20 protein-coding genes and 1 tRNA gene are annotated in these 20,786 nt (G+C 71.6%); 4 read left to right on the top strand and 17 right to left on the bottom strand.

The features are described from left to right. The first annotated feature begins 114 nt into the window (after positions 1–114). Together ACIBAG_RS17890 and ACIBAG_RS17885 are read left to right on the top strand one after the other, a co-directional pair. Positions 115–336 carry a hypothetical protein gene (locus ACIBAG_RS17890; RefSeq protein ID WP_399106028.1) on the top strand — a complete coding sequence of 74 codons (222 nt, stop codon included), beginning with the start codon at positions 115–117 and terminating at the stop codon, positions 334–336. 63 nt (positions 337–399) lie between these two features. Then, complete coding sequence (locus tag ACIBAG_RS17885) at positions 400–1,626, top strand: TerD family protein (RefSeq protein ID WP_399106334.1); 1,227 nt, start codon at positions 400–402, stop codon at positions 1,624–1,626. Between the two features lie 151 nt (positions 1,627–1,777). Here the strand turns inward: ACIBAG_RS17885 and ACIBAG_RS17880 are convergent, their stop codons facing one another. The 7 genes from ACIBAG_RS17880 to ACIBAG_RS17850 all read right to left on the bottom strand — a co-directional run bounded on the left by ACIBAG_RS17880 (position 1,778) and on the right by ACIBAG_RS17850 (position 9,933). Next, positions 1,778–2,815: a LacI family DNA-binding transcriptional regulator gene (locus ACIBAG_RS17880; RefSeq protein ID WP_399106026.1), complete on the bottom strand. Its 1,038-nt coding sequence runs from the start codon at positions 2,813–2,815 to the stop codon at positions 1,778–1,780. A gap of 99 nt (positions 2,816–2,914) precedes the next feature. Beyond that, positions 2,915–3,943 (bottom strand): 1-aminocyclopropane-1-carboxylate deaminase, encoded by a 1,029-nt coding sequence (locus tag ACIBAG_RS17875; RefSeq protein ID WP_399106024.1) that lies wholly within the window; start codon positions 3,941–3,943, stop codon positions 2,915–2,917. A 55-nt stretch (positions 3,944–3,998) separates the two neighbouring features. After that, positions 3,999–4,646 carry a GntR family transcriptional regulator gene (locus tag ACIBAG_RS17870; protein ID WP_399106021.1) on the bottom strand — a complete coding sequence of 216 codons (648 nt, stop codon included), beginning with the start codon at positions 4,644–4,646 and terminating at the stop codon, positions 3,999–4,001. A 119-nt stretch (positions 4,647–4,765) separates the two neighbouring features. Further along, the gene (locus tag ACIBAG_RS17865) at positions 4,766–6,346 is read right to left on the bottom strand and encodes a TROVE domain-containing protein (protein WP_399106019.1); all 1,581 of its coding nucleotides are present in this window, start codon (positions 6,344–6,346) and stop codon (positions 4,766–4,768) included. Positions 6,347–6,728: 382 nt separating this feature from the next. Continuing rightward, positions 6,729–6,798, bottom strand: a tRNA-Met gene (locus ACIBAG_RS17860). A gap of 45 nt (positions 6,799–6,843) precedes the next feature. Then, positions 6,844–8,307: an alkaline phosphatase PhoX gene (locus ACIBAG_RS17855; protein ID WP_399106017.1), complete on the bottom strand. Its 1,464-nt coding sequence runs from the start codon at positions 8,305–8,307 to the stop codon at positions 6,844–6,846. 180 nt (positions 8,308–8,487) lie between these two features. After that, positions 8,488–9,933, bottom strand: coding sequence for a hypothetical protein (locus ACIBAG_RS17850; RefSeq protein ID WP_399106015.1), 1,446 nt, complete (start codon positions 9,931–9,933; stop codon positions 8,488–8,490). Between the two features lie 376 nt (positions 9,934–10,309). Here ACIBAG_RS17850 and ACIBAG_RS17845 point away from each other — a divergent pair, with 376 nt between their 5' ends. After that, positions 10,310–12,136 (top strand): endonuclease/exonuclease/phosphatase family protein, encoded by a 1,827-nt coding sequence (locus tag ACIBAG_RS17845; protein WP_399106013.1) that lies wholly within the window; start codon positions 10,310–10,312, stop codon positions 12,134–12,136. A 13-nt stretch (positions 12,137–12,149) separates the two neighbouring features. Here the strand turns inward: ACIBAG_RS17845 and ACIBAG_RS17840 are convergent, their stop codons facing one another. The 6 genes from ACIBAG_RS17840 to ACIBAG_RS17815 all read right to left on the bottom strand — a co-directional run bounded on the left by ACIBAG_RS17840 (position 12,150) and on the right by ACIBAG_RS17815 (position 16,250). Continuing rightward, positions 12,150–12,884 carry an SRPBCC domain-containing protein gene (locus ACIBAG_RS17840; protein WP_399106011.1) on the bottom strand — a complete coding sequence of 245 codons (735 nt, stop codon included), beginning with the start codon at positions 12,882–12,884 and terminating at the stop codon, positions 12,150–12,152. A 13-nt stretch (positions 12,885–12,897) separates the two neighbouring features. Beyond that, positions 12,898–13,530 carry an ArsR/SmtB family transcription factor gene (locus tag ACIBAG_RS17835; protein WP_399106009.1) on the bottom strand — a complete coding sequence of 211 codons (633 nt, stop codon included), beginning with the start codon at positions 13,528–13,530 and terminating at the stop codon, positions 12,898–12,900. Positions 13,531–13,615: 85 nt separating this feature from the next. Beyond that, positions 13,616–14,317 (bottom strand): antibiotic biosynthesis monooxygenase, encoded by a 702-nt coding sequence (locus ACIBAG_RS17830; protein WP_399106332.1) that lies wholly within the window; start codon positions 14,315–14,317, stop codon positions 13,616–13,618. A gap of 342 nt (positions 14,318–14,659) precedes the next feature. Beyond that, positions 14,660–15,232 carry a DUF3618 domain-containing protein gene (locus tag ACIBAG_RS17825; protein ID WP_399106007.1) on the bottom strand — a complete coding sequence of 191 codons (573 nt, stop codon included), beginning with the start codon at positions 15,230–15,232 and terminating at the stop codon, positions 14,660–14,662. Between the two features lie 191 nt (positions 15,233–15,423). Next, positions 15,424–16,119, bottom strand: a complete 696-nt coding sequence (locus ACIBAG_RS17820; RefSeq protein WP_399106005.1) for a hypothetical protein — start codon at positions 16,117–16,119, stop codon at positions 15,424–15,426. After that, positions 16,116–16,250, bottom strand: coding sequence for a hypothetical protein (locus ACIBAG_RS17815; protein ID WP_399106003.1), 135 nt, complete (start codon positions 16,248–16,250; stop codon positions 16,116–16,118). Before ACIBAG_RS17815 ends, ACIBAG_RS17820 begins: the two co-directional genes overlap by 4 nt. Before the next feature lie 159 nt (positions 16,251–16,409). Here ACIBAG_RS17815 and dapA point away from each other — a divergent pair, with 159 nt between their 5' ends. Continuing rightward, positions 16,410–17,366: a 4-hydroxy-tetrahydrodipicolinate synthase gene (gene dapA / locus ACIBAG_RS17810; RefSeq protein ID WP_399106000.1), complete on the top strand. Its 957-nt coding sequence runs from the start codon at positions 16,410–16,412 to the stop codon at positions 17,364–17,366. Here the strand turns inward: dapA and ACIBAG_RS17805 are convergent, their stop codons facing one another. The 4 genes from ACIBAG_RS17805 to dapD all read right to left on the bottom strand — a co-directional run bounded on the left by ACIBAG_RS17805 (position 17,367) and on the right by dapD (position 20,736). Further along, positions 17,367–18,596, bottom strand: a complete 1,230-nt coding sequence (locus tag ACIBAG_RS17805) for a WD40 repeat domain-containing protein (protein WP_399105998.1) — start codon at positions 18,594–18,596, stop codon at positions 17,367–17,369. Beyond that, positions 18,593–19,150, bottom strand: a complete 558-nt coding sequence (locus ACIBAG_RS17800) for a SigE family RNA polymerase sigma factor (RefSeq protein WP_399105996.1) — start codon at positions 19,148–19,150, stop codon at positions 18,593–18,595. Before ACIBAG_RS17800 ends, ACIBAG_RS17805 begins: the two co-directional genes overlap by 4 nt. A gap of 168 nt (positions 19,151–19,318) precedes the next feature. Further along, positions 19,319–19,558 carry a hypothetical protein gene (locus ACIBAG_RS17795; protein WP_399105994.1) on the bottom strand — a complete coding sequence of 80 codons (240 nt, stop codon included), beginning with the start codon at positions 19,556–19,558 and terminating at the stop codon, positions 19,319–19,321. A 188-nt stretch (positions 19,559–19,746) separates the two neighbouring features. Continuing rightward, entirely contained in the window at positions 19,747–20,736 is a 990-nt protein-coding gene (dapD, locus tag ACIBAG_RS17790) for a 2,3,4,5-tetrahydropyridine-2,6-dicarboxylate N-succinyltransferase (RefSeq protein WP_399105992.1), read from the bottom strand. Positions 20,737–20,786: the final 50 nt, after the last annotated feature.

The following is a 20,786-nucleotide window of genomic DNA, read 5'->3' as shown; positions in this document are numbered from 1 at the left end:
GGGGCTGGCGCCTCTTCGACCTCGCTCCCAGGGGGCTCTGCCCCCTGGCCCCCGCTCCTCGAACCGTCTGGAAACCGCTGGGGCTCCGCTCCGTCTCCGCCTACGATCCCGAACATGCCCCGACCTCACGGATTCAGCTACCAGGAACAAGCAGACGGCACCGTGCACATCACCCACCACGGCCGTCCCGCCACCACCCTCCACGGCCCCCGCGCCGCCCAGTTTCTCGCCGAGGTCGAGACGTCCGACCCCCAGCTCGTCATGGCCCGCTGGACCGGAAACTACAAGCGCGGCAACGAACGCACGGCGCGCAACCACCCCCGCAACCGCCGCTGACCCGAACGGTCGCCGGTAAGGGAACGGTAAATCGCCCCCGCTCGTTCACCGGGCATGACAGCTATGACCCCCGGCTCGAACATCCCTCTCTCCGCCGCGCGCGTGACGGTGGACGTCGCCGCCCCGGTGCGGCTCGACGTATCGGGCCTGCTGCTCACCGCCGACGGCAAGGTGCGCTCCGACGACGACTTCATCTTCTACAACCAGCCGAGCGGCCCCGGCGTTACGTACCGCTCGGGCGGCGGCACCAGCCCCGACGCGATCACGGTCGACACCGCCGCCGTGCCCCCCGGCATCGAGAAGATCGTCGTCACCGCCAGCCCGGACGCCGCCGGCCAGACCTTCCAGGGCATCGAACCGACGGCCACCATCCGCAACGCCGACGACAACAGCGTCCTGGCCACCTTCACTCCCCCGCAGCTCGGCACCGAGACGGCACTGGTGGTCGTCGAGATCTACCTGCGGGGCGGCGCCTGGAAGGCCCGCGCGGTCGGCCAGGGATACGCCAACGGCCTGGCCGGCATCGCCACCGACTTCGGCGTCACGGTCGAGGAACCCGCGCAGCCGGCCCAGCCGGCCCCGGCCGCAGCCCCCGTGGCCCCGCCGCAGCCCGCCATGCAGCCCCCGGTCACCCCGCCGGCCCCGCCCATGTCCACCCCGGCCGCTCCCCCGGCCCCTCCGGCACCGCCTGCCGCGCCCGCGCCCGGCGCCGGGAAGATCAACCTCGACAAGGGCCGGGTCAGCCTCCAGAAGAACCAGACCGTGTCCCTGATGAAGGGCGGCCGCCCCCTCCTCTCCCAGGTCAAGATGGGCCTCGGCTGGGAGCCGGCGTACCGCGGCAAGGACATCGACCTGGACGCCTCGGTCATCGCCTACGGCCCGCAGCGCAACCACATCGACAGCTGCTACTTCGGCAAGCTGCAGATCGTGCAGGGCGCCATCCGCCACTCCGGCGACAACCTCACGGGTGAGGGCGGCGGGGACGACGAGGTCATCACCGTCGACCTCGGACGCCTGCCCCAGGAGGTCACCGGCCTGGTCTTCACGGTCAACTCGTTCTCCGGCCAGAAGTTCACCGAGGTCGCCAAGGCCTACTGCCGGCTGATCGACGCCATGTCCGGCGAGGAACTCGTCCGCTTCGACCTCACCAGCGCCGAGCCGCAGACGGGCGTGATGATGGCCAAGCTGATCAGGCAGTTCTCCGGTGAGTGGGAGATGACGGCCATGGGCGACTTCGTGAAGTCCCGCACGGTGCGGGGGATGGTGAAGCCGGCGGCCCAGGCGCTGTAGGCAGCACCGACGGCGCAGTCGTACGACGTCCGGGGCGCCCTCGCGGAAGGGGGCGCCCGGCGCGGCCGGGAGGCCGGGAGGCGGTTCCGGGCCGACCGGAAGCCCCGTCGAGCCATCAGGCGGTATCAGGCGGCGCGCGCGGGGCGCTGTGTCAAGCGGAGGCCCGCACGACCAGTTCGGGGACGACCCAGGCATCCGCGCCGCTCATCGGCTCCTCGCCCGCCCGCAGCCGGGCCACCTGCTCGACGGCCAGCCGGCCGAGTCGCCGCTTGTCGATGTGCAGCGTGGTCAAGCCGGGCTCCACCAGGTCGCCAAGGGACAGTCCGTCGAAGCCCAGGACGGCCAGGTCCTCGGGGACCCGCCGCCCGCGACGCCGGGCGGCGCGCATCGCGCCGACGGCCATGAGGTCGTTGAAGCCGAACACCGCGGTGATGTCGGGGCGTTTGTCGAGCAGCCGTTCCATGCCGGCCTCGCCCCCGGCCACGCTGTGCTCGTCGCACAGCTCTGTCCAGCCGTCGTCCACGGGCAGGCCGTGCCGCCGGGCCTGTTCCAGGAAGGCCTGCCGGCGCAGGCCGGGGCCGTGCACGCCGTCCAGCATGCCGATCCTGCGGTGCCCCGCGCCCACCAGGTGCGCCATGCCCTGTGCGAGCCCCGCGGCGGCGTCGATCCCCACGGCCGCGAACCGGGTCTGCTGCGGCCCGCGTTCCAGCAGCACCAGGGGCACGCCGCCGAGGTGGCGGGCGAGCACGTCGTCGGGGCTCTTGAAGTAGCCCACGACCGCGTCCGTCTGGTGGGAGAGCACATCGAGCCCCTCGCGCTCCCTGCTCTCGTCGATACGGGAATCCCACACCACGACCTGCCAGCCCCGCTTCTCGGCCGCCTCCAGCACCCCGGCCGCCACCTCGGGGAAGAACGGATTCATCAGATCCGGTATCACCAGTCCCGCCGTCACGGCCCCCTTCCGCACGAGGCCGCGGGCGAACCGGCTTGGGCGGTAGTCCAGCAGCCGCGCCGCCTCCAACACCCGTTCCTTGGTGGCCGGGTCGATCTCGCCCTTGTCGTTGACCGCGCGGGACACCGTCTGCCGTGACACTCCGGCCAGCCGTGCGACGTCGTGGATCGTGGCCCGGCGGCGGGTGCCGTCAGGCCGTTCGCCACGCGGCTCCCGCTGCTGATCGTCCGCCCACACGCGGTGCACTGTATCCGGCCAGGTGCGCGTCACGGCAGGGCTCCGGGCGCCTGCGACCGCCAAGCCCCGCGCGGCCCGCGGGTCGGAGCGTCCGGCCGCTCAGAACAGCGCGCTGTACGCGTTCAGCGCGGGTTGCCCGCCGAGGTGGGCGTACAGCACGGTCGAGTCCGGGCCGATCTCCCCGCGCCGTACCAGGTCGATCATTCCGGCCATCGACTTCCCCTCGTAGACGGGGTCGGTGACCATGCCCTCGGTGCGCGCGGCGAGTCGCATCGCCTCCAGGGTCGTCTCGTCCGGGATGCCGTACGTGCCGCCGTGGTACCGCTCGTCGAGCTCGACGTCGGCCTCGGTCAACTCGCGCTTGACGCCGACGAGTCGGCCGGTGTTGTGGGCGATCCGGGCGATCTGCTCGCGGGTGGCGGCGGGCTTGGCCGAGGCGTCGATGCCGAGGACGCGGCGCGGACGGCCGCCGGCCTCCTCCAGGGCGGCGAAGCCGGCGACCATGCCGGCCTGGGTGGAACCGGTCACGGAGCACACGATCACCGTGTCGAAGAAGACCCCCAACTCGCGCTCCTGATCCGCCACTTCGTACGCCCAGCCGGCGAATCCGAGCCCACCGAGCGGATGGTCGGAGGCACCGGCGGGGATGGCGTAGGGCTTGCCTCCCGACTCCTCCACGTCCCGCAGCGCCTGCTCCCAGCTCTCCTTGAAGCCGATCCCGAACCCGGCCCGCACGAGGCGTACGTCGGCTCCGGCGAGGCGACTGACGAGGATGTTGCCGACCTTGTCGTAGACGGAGTCCGGCCAGTCGACCCAACTCTCCTGGACCAGCACGCACTTGAGCCCGGCGCGGGCGGCGACCGCGGCGACCTGGCGGGTGTGGTTGGACTGCACGCCGCCGATCGAGACGAGGGTGTCGCAGCCCTTCGCGAGGGCGTCGGCGACCAGGTACTCCAGCTTGCGGGTCTTGTTGCCGCCGTACGCGATCCCGGAGTTGCAGTCCTCGCGCTTGGCCCAGAGGGAGGCGCCGCCGAGGTGGGCGGTGAGGCGCTCCAGGGGGTGCACGGGGGACGGACCGAAGAGGAGGGGGTAACGCTCGTACGAGGAGAGGGACGGGGAAGGGGACATGGGGCGCCTCCAGGGCTACGGCGTCAGTGGGAGTCGGCGTCAGCCGGTCTCGGCGTCAGTCGAAGTCGGCCAGGTCGGCGAGGGTGCGCCAGATCTCCGCCGTGACGTGGACCGCCGTGTCCACCTCTCCGGCGGCGCACGCCTCGATCAACCGCTCGTGCAGCCCGGCCGAGCGGCAGGTCCCGCCCTCACCGAAGCGCCGTCGCTCCAGGCGGCGGATGAGCGGCGTGTAGCGGGCGATGGTGGCGGCGGCCGCGCGGTTGCCGCTCACCCGGACCAGTACGTCGTGCAGTTCGTCGTCGGAGCGCAGGGCGAGGTCGACCTCACCGGCCTCGACGGCGACGGCGAAGCTCGCGTTGGCGGCGCGCATGACCTCCACATCCGCGGCCATCAGCCGGGGCACGGCGACCCGCGTCACCAGCTCGTGCATGGCACCGACCACGGCGGCCGCGTCCCGCACGTCGGCGGCCACGACCGGGGTCACCCGGGTGTAGCTCTGCGGCTTGCTCTCCAGCAGCCCCTCGTCCACGAGCCGCGAGAACGCCTCACGCACCGGCGCCCGGGAGAGCCCGAGCCGCTCCGCGAGGTCGGCGTCCCGCACCACCGCGCCGGGCTCGATGTCCCCGGCGACGATGGCGTCCCGGATCGCTTCGCAGGCCCGGTCCCTGAGCAGGGTCCGGCCTACGGGTCGTATGGCCTCCACAAACTGAAATGTTAGATGTCAGTCGCCTCCCCGACAAGGCCGCTCGGGCAGAGCTCACGGACAAGGGGGTGGCCCGCACCCCCGTGAAGTGCGGGCCACCCCCTTGTCCGGTCTCGGCCTCAGGCCGCCCAGGGCCAGTCGGCGTCCCGAGCGCCCTCAAGCAGCGGAACCATCCGGAAAGCGGCGTCCGACAGCCCCCCGAAGGTGTGCCGGTTCCCCTTCCCCGACGGGCCGTGACCCGCCCGGTACCCGGCGAGGTTCCAGGTGTAGACCGGCACATCGGCGGGGACCTGCTCGGTCGGGTCGCCGTGGTGGCTGTACGCGTACTGCTCGTCGGTGACGATCAGCACCCGGTCCTGCCCCCGGTAGTGCGCGCGGATCGCCGAGGTGGTGTCCGTGCCGCCCAGGTCACCGAAGCGCCCCAGGATCCTGAGCACCGACTCGCCCTTGCCGAACGACAGTCGCCGGCTCGTGGTGCCGAACTCGACGAGGTCCGCGTCCTTCGCGCGCAGCGCCAGCGCCGTACCGAAGATCGCGGCCGCGTCGGCCCGGTTGAGCTGCGAGCGGTCAGACAGCCGTGCCCACATCGAGCCCGATCGGTCCACCAGGATCAGCGTCCGGCCGGGCAGTGCGGGCACATTGGCCAGCGAGTGTCCGAGCGCCTGCTCCAGCGGGTACGCCCAGCGCAGCGACGGCGCGTGCCGGTACGCGGCGAGATAGCGGAAGGGGAACTGCCGCGACCGCGCGACCTCGGCCGGGTCGCTGATGCGCGCGGCCACCCGGGCCGCCACCTCGTCGGAGACACCGGCCTCGTCGAAGTTCCGAAGGTTGCGGATCAGTGCCATCGAGCCCATGGACGGGATCACGGCCTCCCAGGCCGCCTTGTCCATCGGGCCCTGCAGCCAGCCGGCCAGCGCTTCCCACGTCATCCCGGCCGCCGCCAGCCGCTCGGCACCGCCCTCGGACCTGACGACCGCACGCCGCTGCCCGACCGGCAGCGCCATCAGCTCGCGGTGCGCGACCAGCGTCCGGTCGGACGCGGGCGGTACGGCGGTGTCCGGGTTGTGCCGGCGGTCGAGAGCGTACCGGAACAGGTCGCCCTGCCACGGCTTCGCCGGGTCCGGTGCCGCGTGCACCAGGTTGAGGATGTCGCCGAAGCGGTAGCCCTTGGACGCGGTGTCGTACTTCAGCAGGGACTTGCCGCTGTAGAGACGCCGTACGGCGTCGGCGATGCCGCGCTTGACCGGCTTGGGCACGTTACGGCCGTACGTCGCCGTCCAGTACGCGAGCAGCTCGCCGGGCTCGTCCGGGCGCTGGAGCACGGAGTCGACGACCTGCCGGTTGGCCGGGCCGTCCGCGGCGCCGGCCTCGAGACGTGCGTGCACGTACTCGGCGGCGCCCACGACGGCGGCCGTACGGCGGTTGCCCTCGCCGCGCAGCCAGCCGAGCAGACCGGCCGTCCACTCGGGGTCGGTGACGGCGAGGTCGCCCACGAGCCGCGCGAAGCGGGCGTCGCGGTCGGTGCCGGCCTCGTAGAACGTCTGCTGCGAGACGAAGTTGGCGACCGACAGAAGGAAGAGCTCGGAGCGCGCGTCGCGCTCGTGGCCGCGGCCGCCCTCGTAGGTACGGAGCACTCGGCCCGTCGAGGTGACACGCGAGGTGGGCTGCGCCCTGGCGGCTCGCTTGTTGAATCGCGACATGCTGAATTCCCCCGAATTCATGGAAGTGTTTCCGAGGGAGGCACAGCAGAAGGAGGGTGACCGAGGTCGAAGTCGACTGCGGTGACCATAAACTGGCGCGTCTGCCGTTCCGCCACATCGACCCCGGGTCGATGACGGGATTCGAACCCGTACGAGGGTCTCGCCCCCACCAGTTCCCGAAGTATCCGCTGCCTGCGCACCGGGCACCCACCATGAGCTGCGCCTCCCGAGATCAAGTCGGCTGCGGCGTCGGATTCTTTTTGGAGAAGAAGTAGCCGCGGCCTGCGCACCGGGAGGTGCATGAAGTTGTGGTGTCCAGAGTTCAGGTCGGCGGAACCGACATCAGGTGCTCTAACCCCTGAGCTACACCGGCGCGTTGTGCCGGTGGCGGGACTCGAACCCGCGGCCGCCCCATTATGAGTGGAAGTAGGTCCTGCCTTCGCACCTGGACATTCATCACTTTAGGAGGCGTACCGCGGGACGGGCGAACGAATTAACTACCGCCGCTGCCGCTTCCACGGCCCGGTGATCGCGAGCATGATGCCCGGCGTCTGGATGCTGGCGTAAAGCGTCCTGCCGTCGCACGAGAAGGTCACGCCGGCGAACTCGCTGTACTCGGGCTCGTCCTCGGTGCCGAGGTTCAGCTCGTTGCGGGCGATGGGGTAGGTGCGGCCGCTGTCGGTGGCGCCGAAGAGATGCTGGACGCCCTCGCCGTCCTCGGCGAGGATCAGGCCGCCGTACGGGGAGACGGTGATGTTGTCGGGGCCGTCGAGGGCGCCGTCCTTGGAGGGGTCGGGGTTGACGCCCAGCAGAACCTTCAGCGTGAGCGTGCGGCGCTTGGGGTCGTAGAACCAGACCTGGCCGTCGTGCGCGCTGCCGGGGCTCTCCGCGCGGGCGTAGGAGGAGACGATGTAGGCGCCGCCGTCGCCCCACCACATGCCCTCCAGCTTGCGGGCGCGGGTGATCTCGCCGGCGCCGAACTGCTTGCGCACGGCGACGGTCCTGGCGTCGCGGTCGGGGACGTCCACCCAGTCGACCCCGTAGACCGTGCCGATCCTCGTGGCGCGCGAGAGGTCGTCGACGAACTTGCCGCCGGAGTCGAAGCACTTGGGTGCCTGCAGGACACCCGCGTCGTCGGCGAGCGTACGGAACTTGCCGCGGCCGTACTCGAAGCCCTTCGGCGGGGTCCAGCGGAAGAACAGACCGTTGGGCGAGGCGGCGTCCTCGGTGAGGTAGGCGTGGCCGCGCTTGGGGTCGATGACGACGGCCTCGTGGTCGTAGCGGCCGAAGAACTTCAGGGGCTTGGGGTTCTGGTTGGCCCGGCGGTCGCTCGGGTCGACCTCGAAGACGTAGCCGTGGTCCTTGGTCATGCCGTTGGTGCCGGCCCTGTCGGAGTTCTCCTCGCAGGTGAGCCAGGTGCCCCAGGGGGTGCTGCCGCCCGCGCAGTTGGTGGAGGTACCGGCGATGCCGACCCACTCGGCGACCTGTCCGTCGGGGCGGACCTCGACGACCGTGCAGCCGCCGGACGCGGCCGGGTCGTAGACGAGGCCCTCGGCCAGCGGGACCGGGTACTTCCAGTTGGCGCGCGGGCCCTTCAGCTCGTGGTTGTTGACGAGCAGTGTGGTGCCGCGCGGGCCGTCGAAGGCCGCCGTGCCGTCATGGTTCGAGGGCGTGAACTCCCCCGACTCCAGCTTGGTCTTACCGCTGTAGGTGATGACGCGGTACTTGAACCCGGCGGGCAGCGCGAGGATGCCGTCGGGGTCCGGGATCAGCGGTCCGTATCCGACACCGCCACCGTGGGCGTCCGCGGACTGCGCGCTCGCGGTCTCGGACTCCGTCTCCGTCTCCGTGGACGCGAGCGCGTTCGGAGCGGTGGCGAGAACGCCGGCGCTGCCCGCCAGCGCGACACCGGCACCGGTGATCGCGGAGTTCCTGGCGAAGTCCCTGCGGGTGAGCGACATGGTGTCTCCTGTGACAGTGGGTGCCGTGGAGGGTGGCGGACTTCGAGACGGCGCAACGGTCCCCCTCACGTCTGAACACCAGTTGAACAACGCCCGAAGGGGCGCGGGACTGTGTCCATATGCGGCTCCGCCGCGTGGGCGCGAGCAACCACCACGAACCCCGCACCCGCAAGACCGGCTTCAGCCCCCCTGCTGCGACCGCGCTTTGAACGCAGCCTTCCGCGCTTCCTTCGCGACCTTCTTGTCCGGATGCAACCGCCCCATGGCCTCCAGCACATCCGCGGTCGCCGGATGATCCACCCGCCAGGCCGCCGCGAAGAACCCGCTGTGCTGCGCGGCCAGCCCCTCCACCAGCGCCCTCAGCTCGTCGGAGTTCCCCTCGGCCGCCAGTTGCGCGGCAACCGTGTCGACGGTCAGCCAGAACACCAGCTCCTGGGAGGGCGCGGGCACCTCGGAGAACCCCGCCTCGGTCAGCCACACCCGGGCCAGTCCGCCCAGCTCCGGATCATCGAGGACCTCGCGCAGGGCCGGCTCGGCCTCCGCGCCCACCAGGGTCAGCGCCTGCTGGCAGCGCAGCCGCCGCAGCGGTGCCCCGTCGTCCAGGCCGCGTGCCGCGGCCAGCAACTCGCGGGCCGCGGTGAGGGGTTCGGGCCGGGCGGTCAGCCACTGCTCGGTCTCGGCCCGCGCGGCGCCCTGCGGGTACCTGGCCGTCCCGTCGAGCAGCGCGTCCGCGCCCTTGTCCGCGAGGTCGCCGACCGCGGGCGCCTCGAACCCGGCCTCCAGCAGCCGCGCCCGCAGGCCGTACCGCCCGAGCGGGGTCAGCCGCACCATGCCGTAGCGCGATACGTCGGTCTCGTCGACGTCCGCCGGCTGCTCCTCGGCGGCGCCCTCGACGTCCGCCATCAGCGCCTCGTCCACCGGCTGGTACTCCACCAGGCCGACCGGCTCCAGCAGCCGGAACTGGTCGTCGAGGCGCATCATCGCGTCGGACACCTGCTCCAGCACGTCGTTCGTGGGCTCGCCCATGTCGCTGGGCACGATCATCGACGCGGCCAGCGCGGGCAGTGGCACGGGGCTGTCGCCGGGGCCGTCGTCGCTGACCGTCAGCAGGTACAGGTTGCCGAGGACGCCGTCGAGGAACTCCGCCTCGGCCTCCGGGTCCCAGTCGAGCGAGGAGAAGTCGATCTCGCCGCCCGCGTCCATGGCGTCGACCAGGTCGTCGAGGTCGGGCACGCTGGCGTCGGCGAGGACCGTGTCCAGCGCGCCGAGCCACACGCCGAGCACGTCCTGCGGCGACCCGCCGGTCAGCACGGCCAGTTCCGCGCCGGCCGCGACGGTGCCCGCCTCCTCGTCGGCGATCTCGACCAGACCGGTGTCGACGGCCACCCGCCAGGCCTCGCTCGCGTACGCGGCGGCGTCGTCCCCGCTCAGCCCGAGCACTTCCGCGGCGGCCGGCAGCTGCTCCTCGACGAGCCCGCCCCCGGCGTCGACCCGGGTGTCGGACCCGGCCCAGCGGGCCAGCCGGGCGGCCCGGGAGAGCAACGGCGTGGACAGCGCGTCCCGCGCCAGCTCCGCCTCGGGGTGCAGCCGCACCGGCGGCAGGGGGGAGCGGGAGCTGTCTGACATCTGCTGGTTCTCCTAGGGCGCTCTGCATGGCCGTATGCACTACGACGCATCACGGTTGTGCCGTCATGCGTCACGACGCATCACGGTCCTGCCGCCACGACACATCACGGCTCTGCCGCTTCACATCACGGCTCAACCGCTCAGCCTAGACGGATTTCCACCCATGCCGCCCGGTTCATCTCCCCGTCAGGAGGCGTACATGGCCGAAACCTTGACAAGTGGCGTGACCAGGCAGGAGATTACGCGCGTAGAAATCTGGCGGACATCTGTTCACTGGATTTTCTACGCGCGTTGCCGCCGCCCCACCGGTCGCACCCCCCACGTTCCACGCACCACCCTCGTCCCGGCACCCACGTTTGTCCCCGGAGGGATCCCGTTGCCGAGCAACAAGTCCGCGCGTCTCGCCGCGCTCACCGTCGCCGCCGTCTGCTCCGCGGCGTCCACCGTCGCGCTGACCGCGCCCGCGCACGCCGACTCCGTGCGCATCCATGACATCCAGGGCAGCACCCGAGTATCCCCGTACGCCGGCCAGCAGGTCACGGACGTGGCCGGCATCGTCACCGGCGTGCGCACCTACGGCTCGTCCAAGGGCTTCTGGATCCAGGACGCGCAGGCGGACGACAACCCGGCCACCAGCGAGGGCGTCTTCGTCTTCACCGGCTCGGCCCCGAAGGTCGCCGTCGGCGACTCGGTCCTGGTCTCCGGCACGGTCGCGGAGTACGTCCCGGGCGGTGCGTCCTCCGGCAACCAGTCGCTGACCGAGATCACCAAGCCGGTGATCACCGTCGTCTCCAGCGGCAACGCCGTCCCGGCCGCCAAGGTGATCGACGCGAAGTCGGTCCCGGCCGCCTACAGCCCGCAGGGCGACAGCGCCGCGGGCGGCTCGGTCAACGGCCTGACCCTGGAGCCCGCGAAGTACGCCCTGGACTACTACGAGTCCCTGGAGGGCGAGAACGTCCAGGTCGCCGACACCCGTGTGGTCGGCGCCACCGACCCGTACACCGAGCTGTGGGTCACGGTGAAGCCGTGGGAGCACCGCAACCGCCGCGGCGGCACGGTCTACGGCTCCTACGACTCCCAGAACACCGGCCGGCTGCAGATCCAGTCCCTGGGCAAGACCGCCGACTTCCCGGTCGCGAACGTCGGTGACGTCCTCGAGGGCGCCACGGCAGGCCCCCTCGACTACAACCAGTTCGGCGGCTACACGCTGGTCGCCAACCAGATCGGCACGCTCAAGAGCGCCGGCCTGGAGCGGGAGACGACGCGCAAGCAGTCGCGCGGCGAGCTGGCGGTCGCCACGTACAACGTGGAGAACCTCGACCCGTCCGACGCCACGTTCGCCGAGCACGCCTCCGCGATCGTGAACAACCTGCAGGCGCCGGACATCGTGTCCCTGGAGGAGATCCAGGACAACAACGGGGCGAAGAACGACGGCACGGTCGCCGCCGACCAGACCATGCAGAAGCTGATCGACGCAATCGTCGCGGCGGGCGGCCCCACGTACGACTGGCGCTCGATCGACCCGGTCGACAAGGCCGACGGCGGTGAGCCGGGCGGCAACATCCGCCAGGTGTTCCTGTTCAACCCGGCGCGGGTCTCCTTCACCGACCGCGCGGGCGGCGACGCCACCACCGCCGCCGATGTGACGAAGGTGAACGGCAAGGCCGCCCTGACCGTCTCCCCCGGCCGGATCGACCCGGCGAACGCGGCCTTCGCCAACAGCCGCAAGCCGCTGGCCGGCGAGTTCGTCTTCCGCGGCAAGACCGTGTTCGTGATCGCCAACCACCTCAACTCCAAGGGCGGCGACCAGGGTCTGACCTCGCAGTACCAGCCGCCGGCCCGCAGCTCGGAGGTTCAGCGCCACGCGCAGGTCACCGCGATCCACGCCTTCGTCAAGGACATCCTCGACACGCAGAAGAACGCGGATGTGATCACCCTCGGCGACATCAACGACTTCGAGTTCTCCGAGACCGTGGAGATCCTCGAGGGCGACGGCGTGCTCTGGTCGGCGATCAAGTCGCTGCCGAAGAGCGAGCGTTACTCGTACGTCTACCAGGGCAACGCCCAGACGCTGGACCAGATCCTGGTCAGCCCGTCGATCCGGCGCGGCTGTGACTTCGAGTACGACAGCGTGCACATCAACTCGGAGTTCAACGACCAGATCAGCGACCACGACCCGCAGGTGCTGCGGTTCCGCCCGTAACCTCCGGTGCGCCTCAGGACTGGCTGAACACGCCGTTCAGCCAGTCCTGCCAGGCGGCTTCGCACTCCTTGATGTCGGCGCCCGGTGTGAAGTCGTGCAGGGAGACGCCGACCGGGTAGCCCCAGTGGTTGCGCCCGAAGACCCGGGTGAGGCCCCGGTCCGTGCGCAGCCCGATGAAGTACGGGTTGCGGAAGTCGACCACGGCGTCGAACTCGTCGGGCCCGTGGACCGTCAGCCGCGTCCCTTCGGCCACGTCCTCCCCGACGCCGAGCGCCCGCCCGACGGCGACGAGCGCGTCCGCGGCCTTCGAGGCCTCCGGTCCGTCGAAGGTCGCGAAGGCGGCGGTACGGCCGGCGAAGTGCGTCAGGTACTGGCGCAGGGTGTGCAGGTAGAACTCGGTGTGCTTGGCGGCGCCGTCGTACTGGTTGTCCCAGTCGTCGACGAAGATCCCGCTGTGCACGTACCGGACCCAGGCACGGCGGCCCTCGTCGCGCGGCTCGATCGTGTAGTCGAGCTGGTTGAGGGTCTGCTCGGAGATCCCCTCGACGTCCTCGACACGGTTGGTGTAGCGGTGCGGCGGGTCCCAGGCGGTGACCGTCGACCCGAAGGGGCCCTTGCCGCCCTCGCGCGGCTCGGGTGCCTCCATCGGCCACAGCCAGCCGCCGGTACCGGAGGTGACCGCCTCCCACACCTGCTCGGGCGTGGCGTCGACCTCGAACTCGCGGGCGATCTCGAATTCCTTGGACATGGTGGACTCCTGCTTACTTGCTGTCGAGTTCAGGGTTCTGGTTCTGGTTCTCGTGCGGGCTCTGGGGCTTCACCGTGGGATGTACGGCCACGACGATCCGGTGGTCCCGGCCGCCCTCCGCGTCAGACGCGTCGTACTTGCGGATCAGCGCGCTCACGCCCGCCGTCAACTCCTGGATGAAGGCGGCCCGTTCGGCGGCCGAGGCGAAGCGGACCTCGCCGTCCAGCGCGTAGGTCGCCAGCCGCTTGCGGGCCTTCGTCGCACCGGTGATCAGCGAGCCGACGTCCCGGACGAGCCGGGCGCCGAGCGCGAGCAGCCAGCGGGCGGAGAGCTGGTCGCGGAAGCGGTCCGGGTCGGGCTGCACGGAGGCGAGCGCGAGCGGCGAGATCACGTACGACGCGGCGGTCGCCCGCATCAGCCGCTCGGTGACGTTGCCCTTGCGGCGCTCGCCCGCCAGCTCGACCAGTCCGTGCCGCTCCAGTGCCTTGAGGTGGTAGTTCACCTTCTGCCGGGGCAGCCCGACCTTGCCGGCCAGCATGGCGGCCGACGCGGGTCCGGCCGCCAGCTCGGCTAGCAGCCGGGCCCTTGTGGGGTCCAGGGAGACGGCTGCGGCCTCGGGGTCTTCGATCACGGTCACGTCCAGCATGGATCCACCGTTTCACCGAAAACTTTTTTTGTCCATACGGTTGGAGTTTTCGGCGAGGAACCCTTCAGGGCCTGTCGAGGGCCATTCAGTCGGGGACGAGGCCAAGGGCGTGGTCGTACCGGCTGACGGTGCTGCTCCTCAGCCCGGGCCAGCTCTGTACCCGCTGCCACAGCTCCGTCGCCGAGCCGATGCCGTCGCCCGGCGCGGCGAGTGCCTCGATGTGGGCCTGGGCGCTCTCCCACTCGGCGTAGTTGAGGACGCGGGTGCCGTCGGTGCTCAGGTGGAAGTGGCCGGCGATGCCACCGGGGTGGGGGTTCGGCTCGCTCTCCAGCGCCTCGAAGACGGCGTCGACCCAGGCGCGCTGCCGCTCGGGGTCGGGGCCCTCGAACTCGACGTCGACGATCACGACACAGCCGGGCACGCGGGTGTCGCCCTCCCGGCCGGCACTGCGGTAGTGCCGGTACCGGCCGAGCCACAGCCGCTCGATGTCCGGTACGGCGATGTCGATCTCGTCGACGCGCTCCTGCCGGTGCGTCTTGACGAACGCCTCGTAGGCGTCCTCGCTCCTCCACTGCGAGTGGTGGAGGAGGGTGGAGCCGTCATGGCCGGTGTAGACGTGGTAGCCGAGGAGGCCGTCGGTGGGCCAGGGGCGGCGCTGCCAGGTGTCGGCGATCGCCTCGACCGTCTGCCGCTGCCGGACGGGGGTACCGACGCGCCAGGTACTGAAGAAGGGGGCGCCGGTCTCCGGGTGGGTGAGGTCGGGGTGGGTGGTGGTGCGGCGGGTCACGGAGGCCTCCGGGAGTCGGTGGTCGGTGGGTGCGTCGACCACCTTTCGACCTCAACCGGACTTGAGGTCAAGCGATCCGTGACGGGGCGGGTGCGCAGGAGGCGGGATCACAGAGCGGGGCGCGGGACCGGTGACCGGTCCCGCGCCGTTTCACGTATCGCCGTTCGCTCTCTCGCCGTTTCGCTGTATCGCCGCTTCGCTCTCTGGCAGTCTCGCTACCTGGCCGCTCGCCGGTTCGCCGTCTGACCACGTCGCCGTCAGCGTCGTCCGACCACGTCGCCGTCAGCGTCGTCCGGGCCACGTCGCCGGCCGGCCTCGCCGTCCGCGTCGTCGTCGGGCGTCTCAGTGGTGCGCGTGATGCCGTCGCCGCAGTATCCCCGTCGCGACCGCCGCTCCCACCGCGACCCCGGCGACCAGTACCGGCCGCGGATGCCGCAGGCCGGCCTGGACGACGCTGCGGACGGGGCGCGGCACACTGCCTTCCACGGCGTGTCCCGCGCGCGTCGCCTTGTCGTGAACGGCGTGTCCGGTGCGGCTCGCCCGATCCTGCACCACGTGCCCGGCCTGCGCCGCCTTGTCATGCACGGCATGCCCGGCCAGACCAACGCTGCTGCGCAGTTGCACGGTCATGGCACCCGCCTTGTCCATCAGGTCGGCGGCACGGGTCAGGGCTCGGCCCTTGGCATCCGCCGTCCCCGCGAGGTCCGCCGCGGTGTCGCCGGGTCCGCTCCCGGTCTCGCCGGGCCCGCTCCCCGTCTCCTCCATCTGCCGCCGCAGCTCTTCAGGCCCCTTGGCCCCGCCGGTCTCCTTTGCCCCGCCGGCACCCTTGGCCCCGCCTTTCGCGGCAGCGCCCTTCACCGCGTCGCCTCCCGGGTCCCCTGCGGTCCCCTCCGGCCCCGTCCTCCTGTCCGTCATCGATGTGCCCTTCCTTCGATCTCCTCGGTCTCCCCGATGTCCGGTCCGAACCGGGCGAGCGGTTCACCGGCCCGCGCACCGGGTCCGCACAGCGAGCGGCCGCCGTCCCGCGCCGGCTCGGAAGCCGTGGTTGCGGTCAGGCGCCCGCCCGCCCCGGTTCGGAAACCACCGGGTACCCGGACCGGCCCCCGCTATCCCTGCCGTTCACCGCCGCCCGTGCCGTGCTCGCCCAGCCGGGCCAGCTGGGCCTGGAACCAGTCGAGGCGGGCCTGCAACAGCGCGGCCTCGGCGGCGAGTTCGGGCACGCCGAGGTGATCGGCCGGTACCGGGCCGCTCATCGCGACGGACGCCCCCTTGCCGGCCACCACCCGCAGCCGCTCCGCCGCCAGCCGGGCGAACCCGGCGAGCGAGACGGACGTACGGCCGCGCAGGCAGCCCGCGCAGGAAGGGGCGAGTGCCCGCCAGCCGGGGCGGCCCCAGCCGGCGTCGGCCAGCGCGGCGGCGACCGTACCGCAGGCGCACGGCCCGACCGTGGCGGTGCGCACCCGCTGACGGGCGTAGCGGAAGCCGCGCTCGAAGCGGATGTACCGGCCCAGCACGGTGACCTCGAGCAGTACCGCCGTCCGGTGCTCGGCGGTGCACAGCAGCGCCTCGGCCACCGTACGGTCGTGCACGCAGTGGAAGCCGCAGTCGCAGCGGCGGCTCGGCGCCCGGTGCCGCAGGCCGTAGACGCAGGACGCGTCGGCCAGGACTCCGTACGGCAGCGCGCCGCCCAGCGACACACCGGTGAAGGCGGCCCGGGTGCCGTCCTGGGACAGCATCGGGTGGGCGATCTTGTATCCGGTCGGCGGCTCCGTCGGGCGTTCCTCCGGAAGCCGCAGCCTCATCGGGCGGCCGGGGCCTCTTCGGGCGCGGGCGCCTCGACGTCCTGGAGTTCCTGATCGAGGCCGAGTTCTTCGTCGTGGGTCCGCGGCCGCTCTTGCGCGACTCCGGTGGCGAGTGCCTTGCCGAGCTTCATGACGCCTCCCATGACCAGGGGTCGTTGACCGTCCCGGCCATGGTGACCCATGCGCCCGGCTTTGGACATAGGGCAAAGCCATACGCCACAGCAACGCTTAGCAATACTCCTTAGCAGAATTAAGTGGAGCTACGCGATCGTCGCGCCGACACTACTCTCATGACGACCGCCGACGCCTCCGCGCCTCCGTCCGCCTCCGCCGCTCCGGCCACCTCCGCCGCTGCGTCCGCCTCAGCCCCGCCCTTCGGCCGCGCCCTGTGCGCCATGGTCACGCCCTTCACCGAGGCGGGGTCGCTCGACCTGGACGGCGCGCAGCGGCTGGCCGACCGGCTGGTGAGCGAGGGCTGCGACGGTCTGGTGCTCTCCGGTACGACGGGTGAGTCGCCGACCACGACGGACGCAGAGAAGTCGGAGCTGGTCAGGGCAGTGAAGGAGGCGGTGGGCGAGCGGGCGTCGGTCGTCGCGGGCGTGGGCACCTTCGACACCCGGCACACCGTCGAGCTGGCCCTGGCGGCGGAGAAGGCGGGCGCCGACGGCCTGCTGGTGGTCGCGCCGTACTACAGCAGGCCCCCGCAGGACGCCGTCGAGGCGCACTTCCGGGAGGTCGCCGACGCTGCCGGACTGCCGCTCGTGCTGTACGACATCCCGGGCCGCACCGGCACCCGTATCGAGCCGGAGACGCTGATCCGGCTCGCCGAGCACCCCCGGATCGTCGGGGTGAAGGACTGCTCCTACGACTTCCTCGCCGCCCAAAAGGTGCTGTCCCGCACGGAGTTGGCCTACTACGCGGGCTGCGACGAGCACAACCTCGCGCTGTACGCGGTGGGCGGCGCCGGCTACATCAGCACGGTCGCGAACGTCGTACCGGCTCACCTGCGTGCCGTCCTGGACGCGTTCGAGGCGGGCGACACCCCCGTGTCCGCCCGCCTCCAACAACGTGCCACGCCGCTCATCGAGTTGATGATGTCGGCGGGGCTGCCCGGCACGGTCACCGCCAAGGCGCTGCTCAACGCGCTCGGGCTGCCCGCGGGCCCGGTCCGCGCCCCGCTGCGGCCCGCCGGCCGGGAGGCGACCGTCGGGCTGCTGGCGGAGTACGAACGACTCGTCGCCGCCTGATCAGGGCTGCGCGAAGACCGGTTCCCAGCGCCCGGCACCCCCGTCGTTGCCCTGCCGGAAGCCGCTGAGCGGGACGGTCTTGTCGCTGCCGATCGTGACCAGCACGAGCCGCTGGTGGAACTCGTTGTCGTCGTCCTTGCCGATGTCCCAGGCGATCAGCTGCTTGTTGCCGACCCAGGCGAGCAACTGCTGCCCGCGCACCTCGGTCTTGGCGCCGGTCATGGCGTCGACGACGTACGAGGACGTCTTCCACTTCTTCCCCCCGAAGTCACCGGCGACGAGTCGGCCGTTCGGCGACTTGCCCGCGTCGACGAACCAGTTCAGATGCTCCTCGCCCGCGGGTGCGGAGACCTTCTTTCCCGTGAGGTCCCAGAACTCCTTGCCGATGTCCCCCATGGGGTGCCCGGACCAGACATGCCGGGCGTCGTCGGTGAGGGCGAAGTCCTGCCGGGAGTTGAGGAAGGTGCCGCCCATGGGGTCGTCGGCGTCGCTCTCCGACGCGACCTCGGTCCAGTCGCCCTTCCCGGAGGCCACGTCGAGGACGTAGAAGCCGGTGCGGCTCGACTCCCAGGGCTGGCCCCACCCCTCGGAACCCTCCGTCTTGATCCGCCGGTCGGGGTTGTCGCTGTAGGTCGTCGCGATCAGCTTGCGGCCGTCGCGGGAGAAGGCGAGCCCGGCGACGTCGTGCTCGACCGGGATCCACCGCTGCACCTTGCCGGTCGGCAGGTCGAGCAGGCCGATCCGCGAGGCGGGCAGGTCCCGTTCGAGGACGGCGGCGGTCTTCGCGCCGGGGGCGACGGCGACCCACGACCAGTTCTCGGTCTTCGCGTACTTGCCGGTCTCCGGGTCCAGCAGGTAATAGGTGCGCTCGTAGACGGCGGTGTCCGGGGACTTCTGGACCGTCTCCGAGATGAAGTAGGCGGCCAAAGTCGTGCCCCCGACGGCGATCTCGTCGCGCGGCGGCGACTGGTCGGGGTGCGCCTTCCTGTCCTTCTCCTCCTCCACGATGCCGCCGCCCGAGGGGCGGACGTCCCGCGTGCCGGAGTCCATCAGCGGCACCGCCACCCCGACGGCGATCGCGGCCACGGCGGCCACGGCGGCGGCCGCGAGCCTGCCGTTACGACGGCGCCGGCGGACGGCCAGTACCCGGTCGGCGAACCCCGCCGCCGCCGGGGGCTGTTCGGCGGCCTGCTCGCGCAGGGCGTCGCGCATGAGTTCGTCGACGTTCACGGCCGCACCTCCATGGGCGAGTAGTCACGGGTCGGAAGGCGCTCGGCCTCGGCCTCGCCGAGGGCGGCCAGTTCCGGCGCGAGCGAGCGCAGCCGGGCCAGTGAGCGGTAGGTGGTGGACCGTACGGTGCCCACGGAGCAGCCCAGCATGCGGGCCACGTCGGCCTCCGGCAGGTCCTCGAAGTAGCGCAGCACCAGCACGGTGCGCTGCCGGTCGGTGAGCCGGGCCAGCGCGCCGCGCATGAGCAGCCGCAGCTCCGCGGCGGGGGCGGCGTCCGGGTTCGCACCGGTCTCGGGCGGCTCGGCGACGGTCAGCTCACGCCGCCACCACTTCAGTCGCCAGCGGCTGATCTGCTGCCGGTACAGGATCTGGCGCACGTACGCCTCCGGCTCGTCGATGCGATGCCAGCGGCCGGCCGCCTTGATCAGGGCGTTCTGCAGCAGGTCCTCCGCCGCGTGCCGGTCGCCGCCGGTCAGCAGTACCGCCGTCTTCAGCAGCGCGGACGACCGGTTCTCCACGAACTCCCGAAAGCTGTCCTGCGCTTGGGCATCCATCGTCACCTTCTCTTCCCCCGGGCGGGCCGGGTGCCCGTCTCTCCTACCCCTCGTGACGCGTGCCGGGTGCCGCCGCTATGCCTGCGCACGGGAAGAAGTCGCGAAAAGAGCCGGGGCCCTCGCCGCATCCCGGTGCGACAAGGGCCCCGCGTGGTGCGCGGTGCGCGATCAGCCCCACTTGTACCCGTCGCCGAAGAGCAGGAAGTGCTCCAGCACATCCTCCATCGGGTCGTCCACCTGCCCCACATTGACCAGCCCGATGCGCGGACCGTTGTGCGAGGCGGTGTTGGTCTCGTCGGCGTACGCGGTCCCGGCCGGCAGCCAGCAAGCGGCCCCTGCGGCCAGCACCCCGACCACCAGGCGCAGCACGGTCCTGGTCCGTTCGTTCGTCTTCACTCGACCGGTCATCAGCCCTCGGTCCTCATTTCGTCGGTTCGGCGTGTGATCGGAAACTGCGTCCACCCGTTCATCTGCCTGGACCGTGCTGAGGTCACGACGAGTAACCCGAACGTGAGCGCGCCGCGGCGCCAGCACGACGAACGCCCTCCGGCAGCCTGGGCCGGCTGCCGGAGGGCGTTCGTCGATGTCGGCCGTCGTCAGTTGTGGCTGTGCAGGATGTCGTTCAGGCCGCCCCAGACCGCGTTGTTCGGGCGGGCCTCGACGGTGCCGGTGACCGAGTTGCGGCGGAAGAGGATGTTGGAGGCGCCGGAGAGCTCGCGGGCCTTGACGATCTGGCCGTCGGGCATGGTGACGCGGGTGCCCGCGGTGACGTACAGGCCGGCCTCGACGACGCACTCGTCGCCGAGCGCGATGCCGACGCCCGCCTCCGCGCCGATCAGGCAGCGCTCGCCGATGGAGATGATCACGTTGCCGCCGCCGGACAGCGTGCCCATGGTGGACGCGCCGCCGCCGATGTCGGAGCCGTCGCCGACGACGACGCCCGCGGAGATACGGCCCTCGACCATGGAGGTGCCGAGGGTGCCGGCGTTGAAGTTGACGAAGCCCTCGTGCATGACGGTGGTGCCCGCGGCGAGGTGGGCGCCCAGGCGGACCCGGTCGGCGTCGGCGATGCGGACGCCCTTCGGGGCGACGTAGTCGGTCATGCGCGGGAACTTGTCGATCGAGGTCACCTGGAGGTGCAGGCCCTCGGCGCGGGCGTTCAACCGGACCTTCTCGATGTCGTCGACGGCGACCGGGCCGAGCGAGGTCCAGGCGACGTTGGCGAGGAAGCCGAACTGGCCCTCCAGGCTCAGCCCGTGCGGCTTGACCAGGCGGTGGGAGAGCAGGTGCAGGCGCAGGTAGACGTCGTGCGCGTCGATCGGCTTCTCGTCGAGCGAGGCGATGACCGTACGGACCGCGACGACCTCGACGCCCCGGCGGGTGTCCGGCCCGATCGCCGCGGTGGCGCCGCCGCCGAGCAGCTCCGCCGCGCGCTCGGCGGACAGCCGCTCGGTGCCGGACGGGCCGGGCTCGGCGACGAGCTCGGGGGCGGGGAACCAGGTGTCGAGGACGGTGCCGTCAGCGGCGATCGTGGCGAGGCCGGCGGCCACGGCGCCGGTGGTGCGAGGAGCAGTCGTGTCGGTCATAAGGGCAACCTAACGTGACGCTGCCCGCAGGGGCGAACCGGCGGAAGGAC

It is taken from the genome of Streptomyces sp. NPDC051243, from assembly GCF_044455405.1.
Classification (GTDB): domain Bacteria; phylum Actinomycetota; class Actinomycetes; order Streptomycetales; family Streptomycetaceae; genus Streptomyces.
Note: the sequence above shows the minus strand (reverse complement) of the source record. Positions and strands in the feature narration are given on the sequence as shown.

Excerpts from the sequence above, each read along its gene's own strand:
- ACIBAG_RS17820 (WP_399106005.1), bottom strand. The coding sequence starts at position 16,119 with ATGAGGCTGCGGCTTCCGGAGGAACGCCCGACGGAGCCGCCGACCGGA.
- ACIBAG_RS17835 (WP_399106009.1), bottom strand. The coding sequence starts at position 13,530 with ATGCTGGACGTGACCGTGATCGAAGACCCCGAGGCCGCAGCCGTCTCC.
- dapD (WP_399105992.1), bottom strand. The coding sequence starts at position 20,736 with ATGACCGACACGACTGCTCCTCGCACCACCGGCGCCGTGGCCGCCGGC.
- ACIBAG_RS17800 (WP_399105996.1), bottom strand. The coding sequence starts at position 19,150 with ATGGATGCCCAAGCGCAGGACAGCTTTCGGGAGTTCGTGGAGAACCGG.
- ACIBAG_RS17865 (WP_399106019.1), bottom strand. The coding sequence starts at position 6,346 with ATGTCGCGATTCAACAAGCGAGCCGCCAGGGCGCAGCCCACCTCGCGT.
- ACIBAG_RS17850 (WP_399106015.1), bottom strand. The coding sequence starts at position 9,933 with ATGTCAGACAGCTCCCGCTCCCCCCTGCCGCCGGTGCGGCTGCACCCC.
- ACIBAG_RS17885 (WP_399106334.1), top strand. The coding sequence starts at position 400 with ATGACCCCCGGCTCGAACATCCCTCTCTCCGCCGCGCGCGTGACGGTG.
- ACIBAG_RS17840 (WP_399106011.1), bottom strand. The coding sequence starts at position 12,884 with ATGTCCAAGGAATTCGAGATCGCCCGCGAGTTCGAGGTCGACGCCACG.
- ACIBAG_RS17875 (WP_399106024.1), bottom strand. The coding sequence starts at position 3,943 with ATGTCCCCTTCCCCGTCCCTCTCCTCGTACGAGCGTTACCCCCTCCTC.
- ACIBAG_RS17825 (WP_399106007.1), bottom strand. The coding sequence starts at position 15,232 with ATGACGGACAGGAGGACGGGGCCGGAGGGGACCGCAGGGGACCCGGGA.
- ACIBAG_RS17795 (WP_399105994.1), bottom strand. The coding sequence starts at position 19,558 with ATGACCGGTCGAGTGAAGACGAACGAACGGACCAGGACCGTGCTGCGC.
- ACIBAG_RS17815 (WP_399106003.1), bottom strand. The coding sequence starts at position 16,250 with ATGAAGCTCGGCAAGGCACTCGCCACCGGAGTCGCGCAAGAGCGGCCG.
- dapA (WP_399106000.1), top strand. The coding sequence starts at position 16,410 with ATGACGACCGCCGACGCCTCCGCGCCTCCGTCCGCCTCCGCCGCTCCG.
- ACIBAG_RS17855 (WP_399106017.1), bottom strand. The coding sequence starts at position 8,307 with ATGTCGCTCACCCGCAGGGACTTCGCCAGGAACTCCGCGATCACCGGT.
- ACIBAG_RS17890 (WP_399106028.1), top strand. The coding sequence starts at position 115 with ATGCCCCGACCTCACGGATTCAGCTACCAGGAACAAGCAGACGGCACC.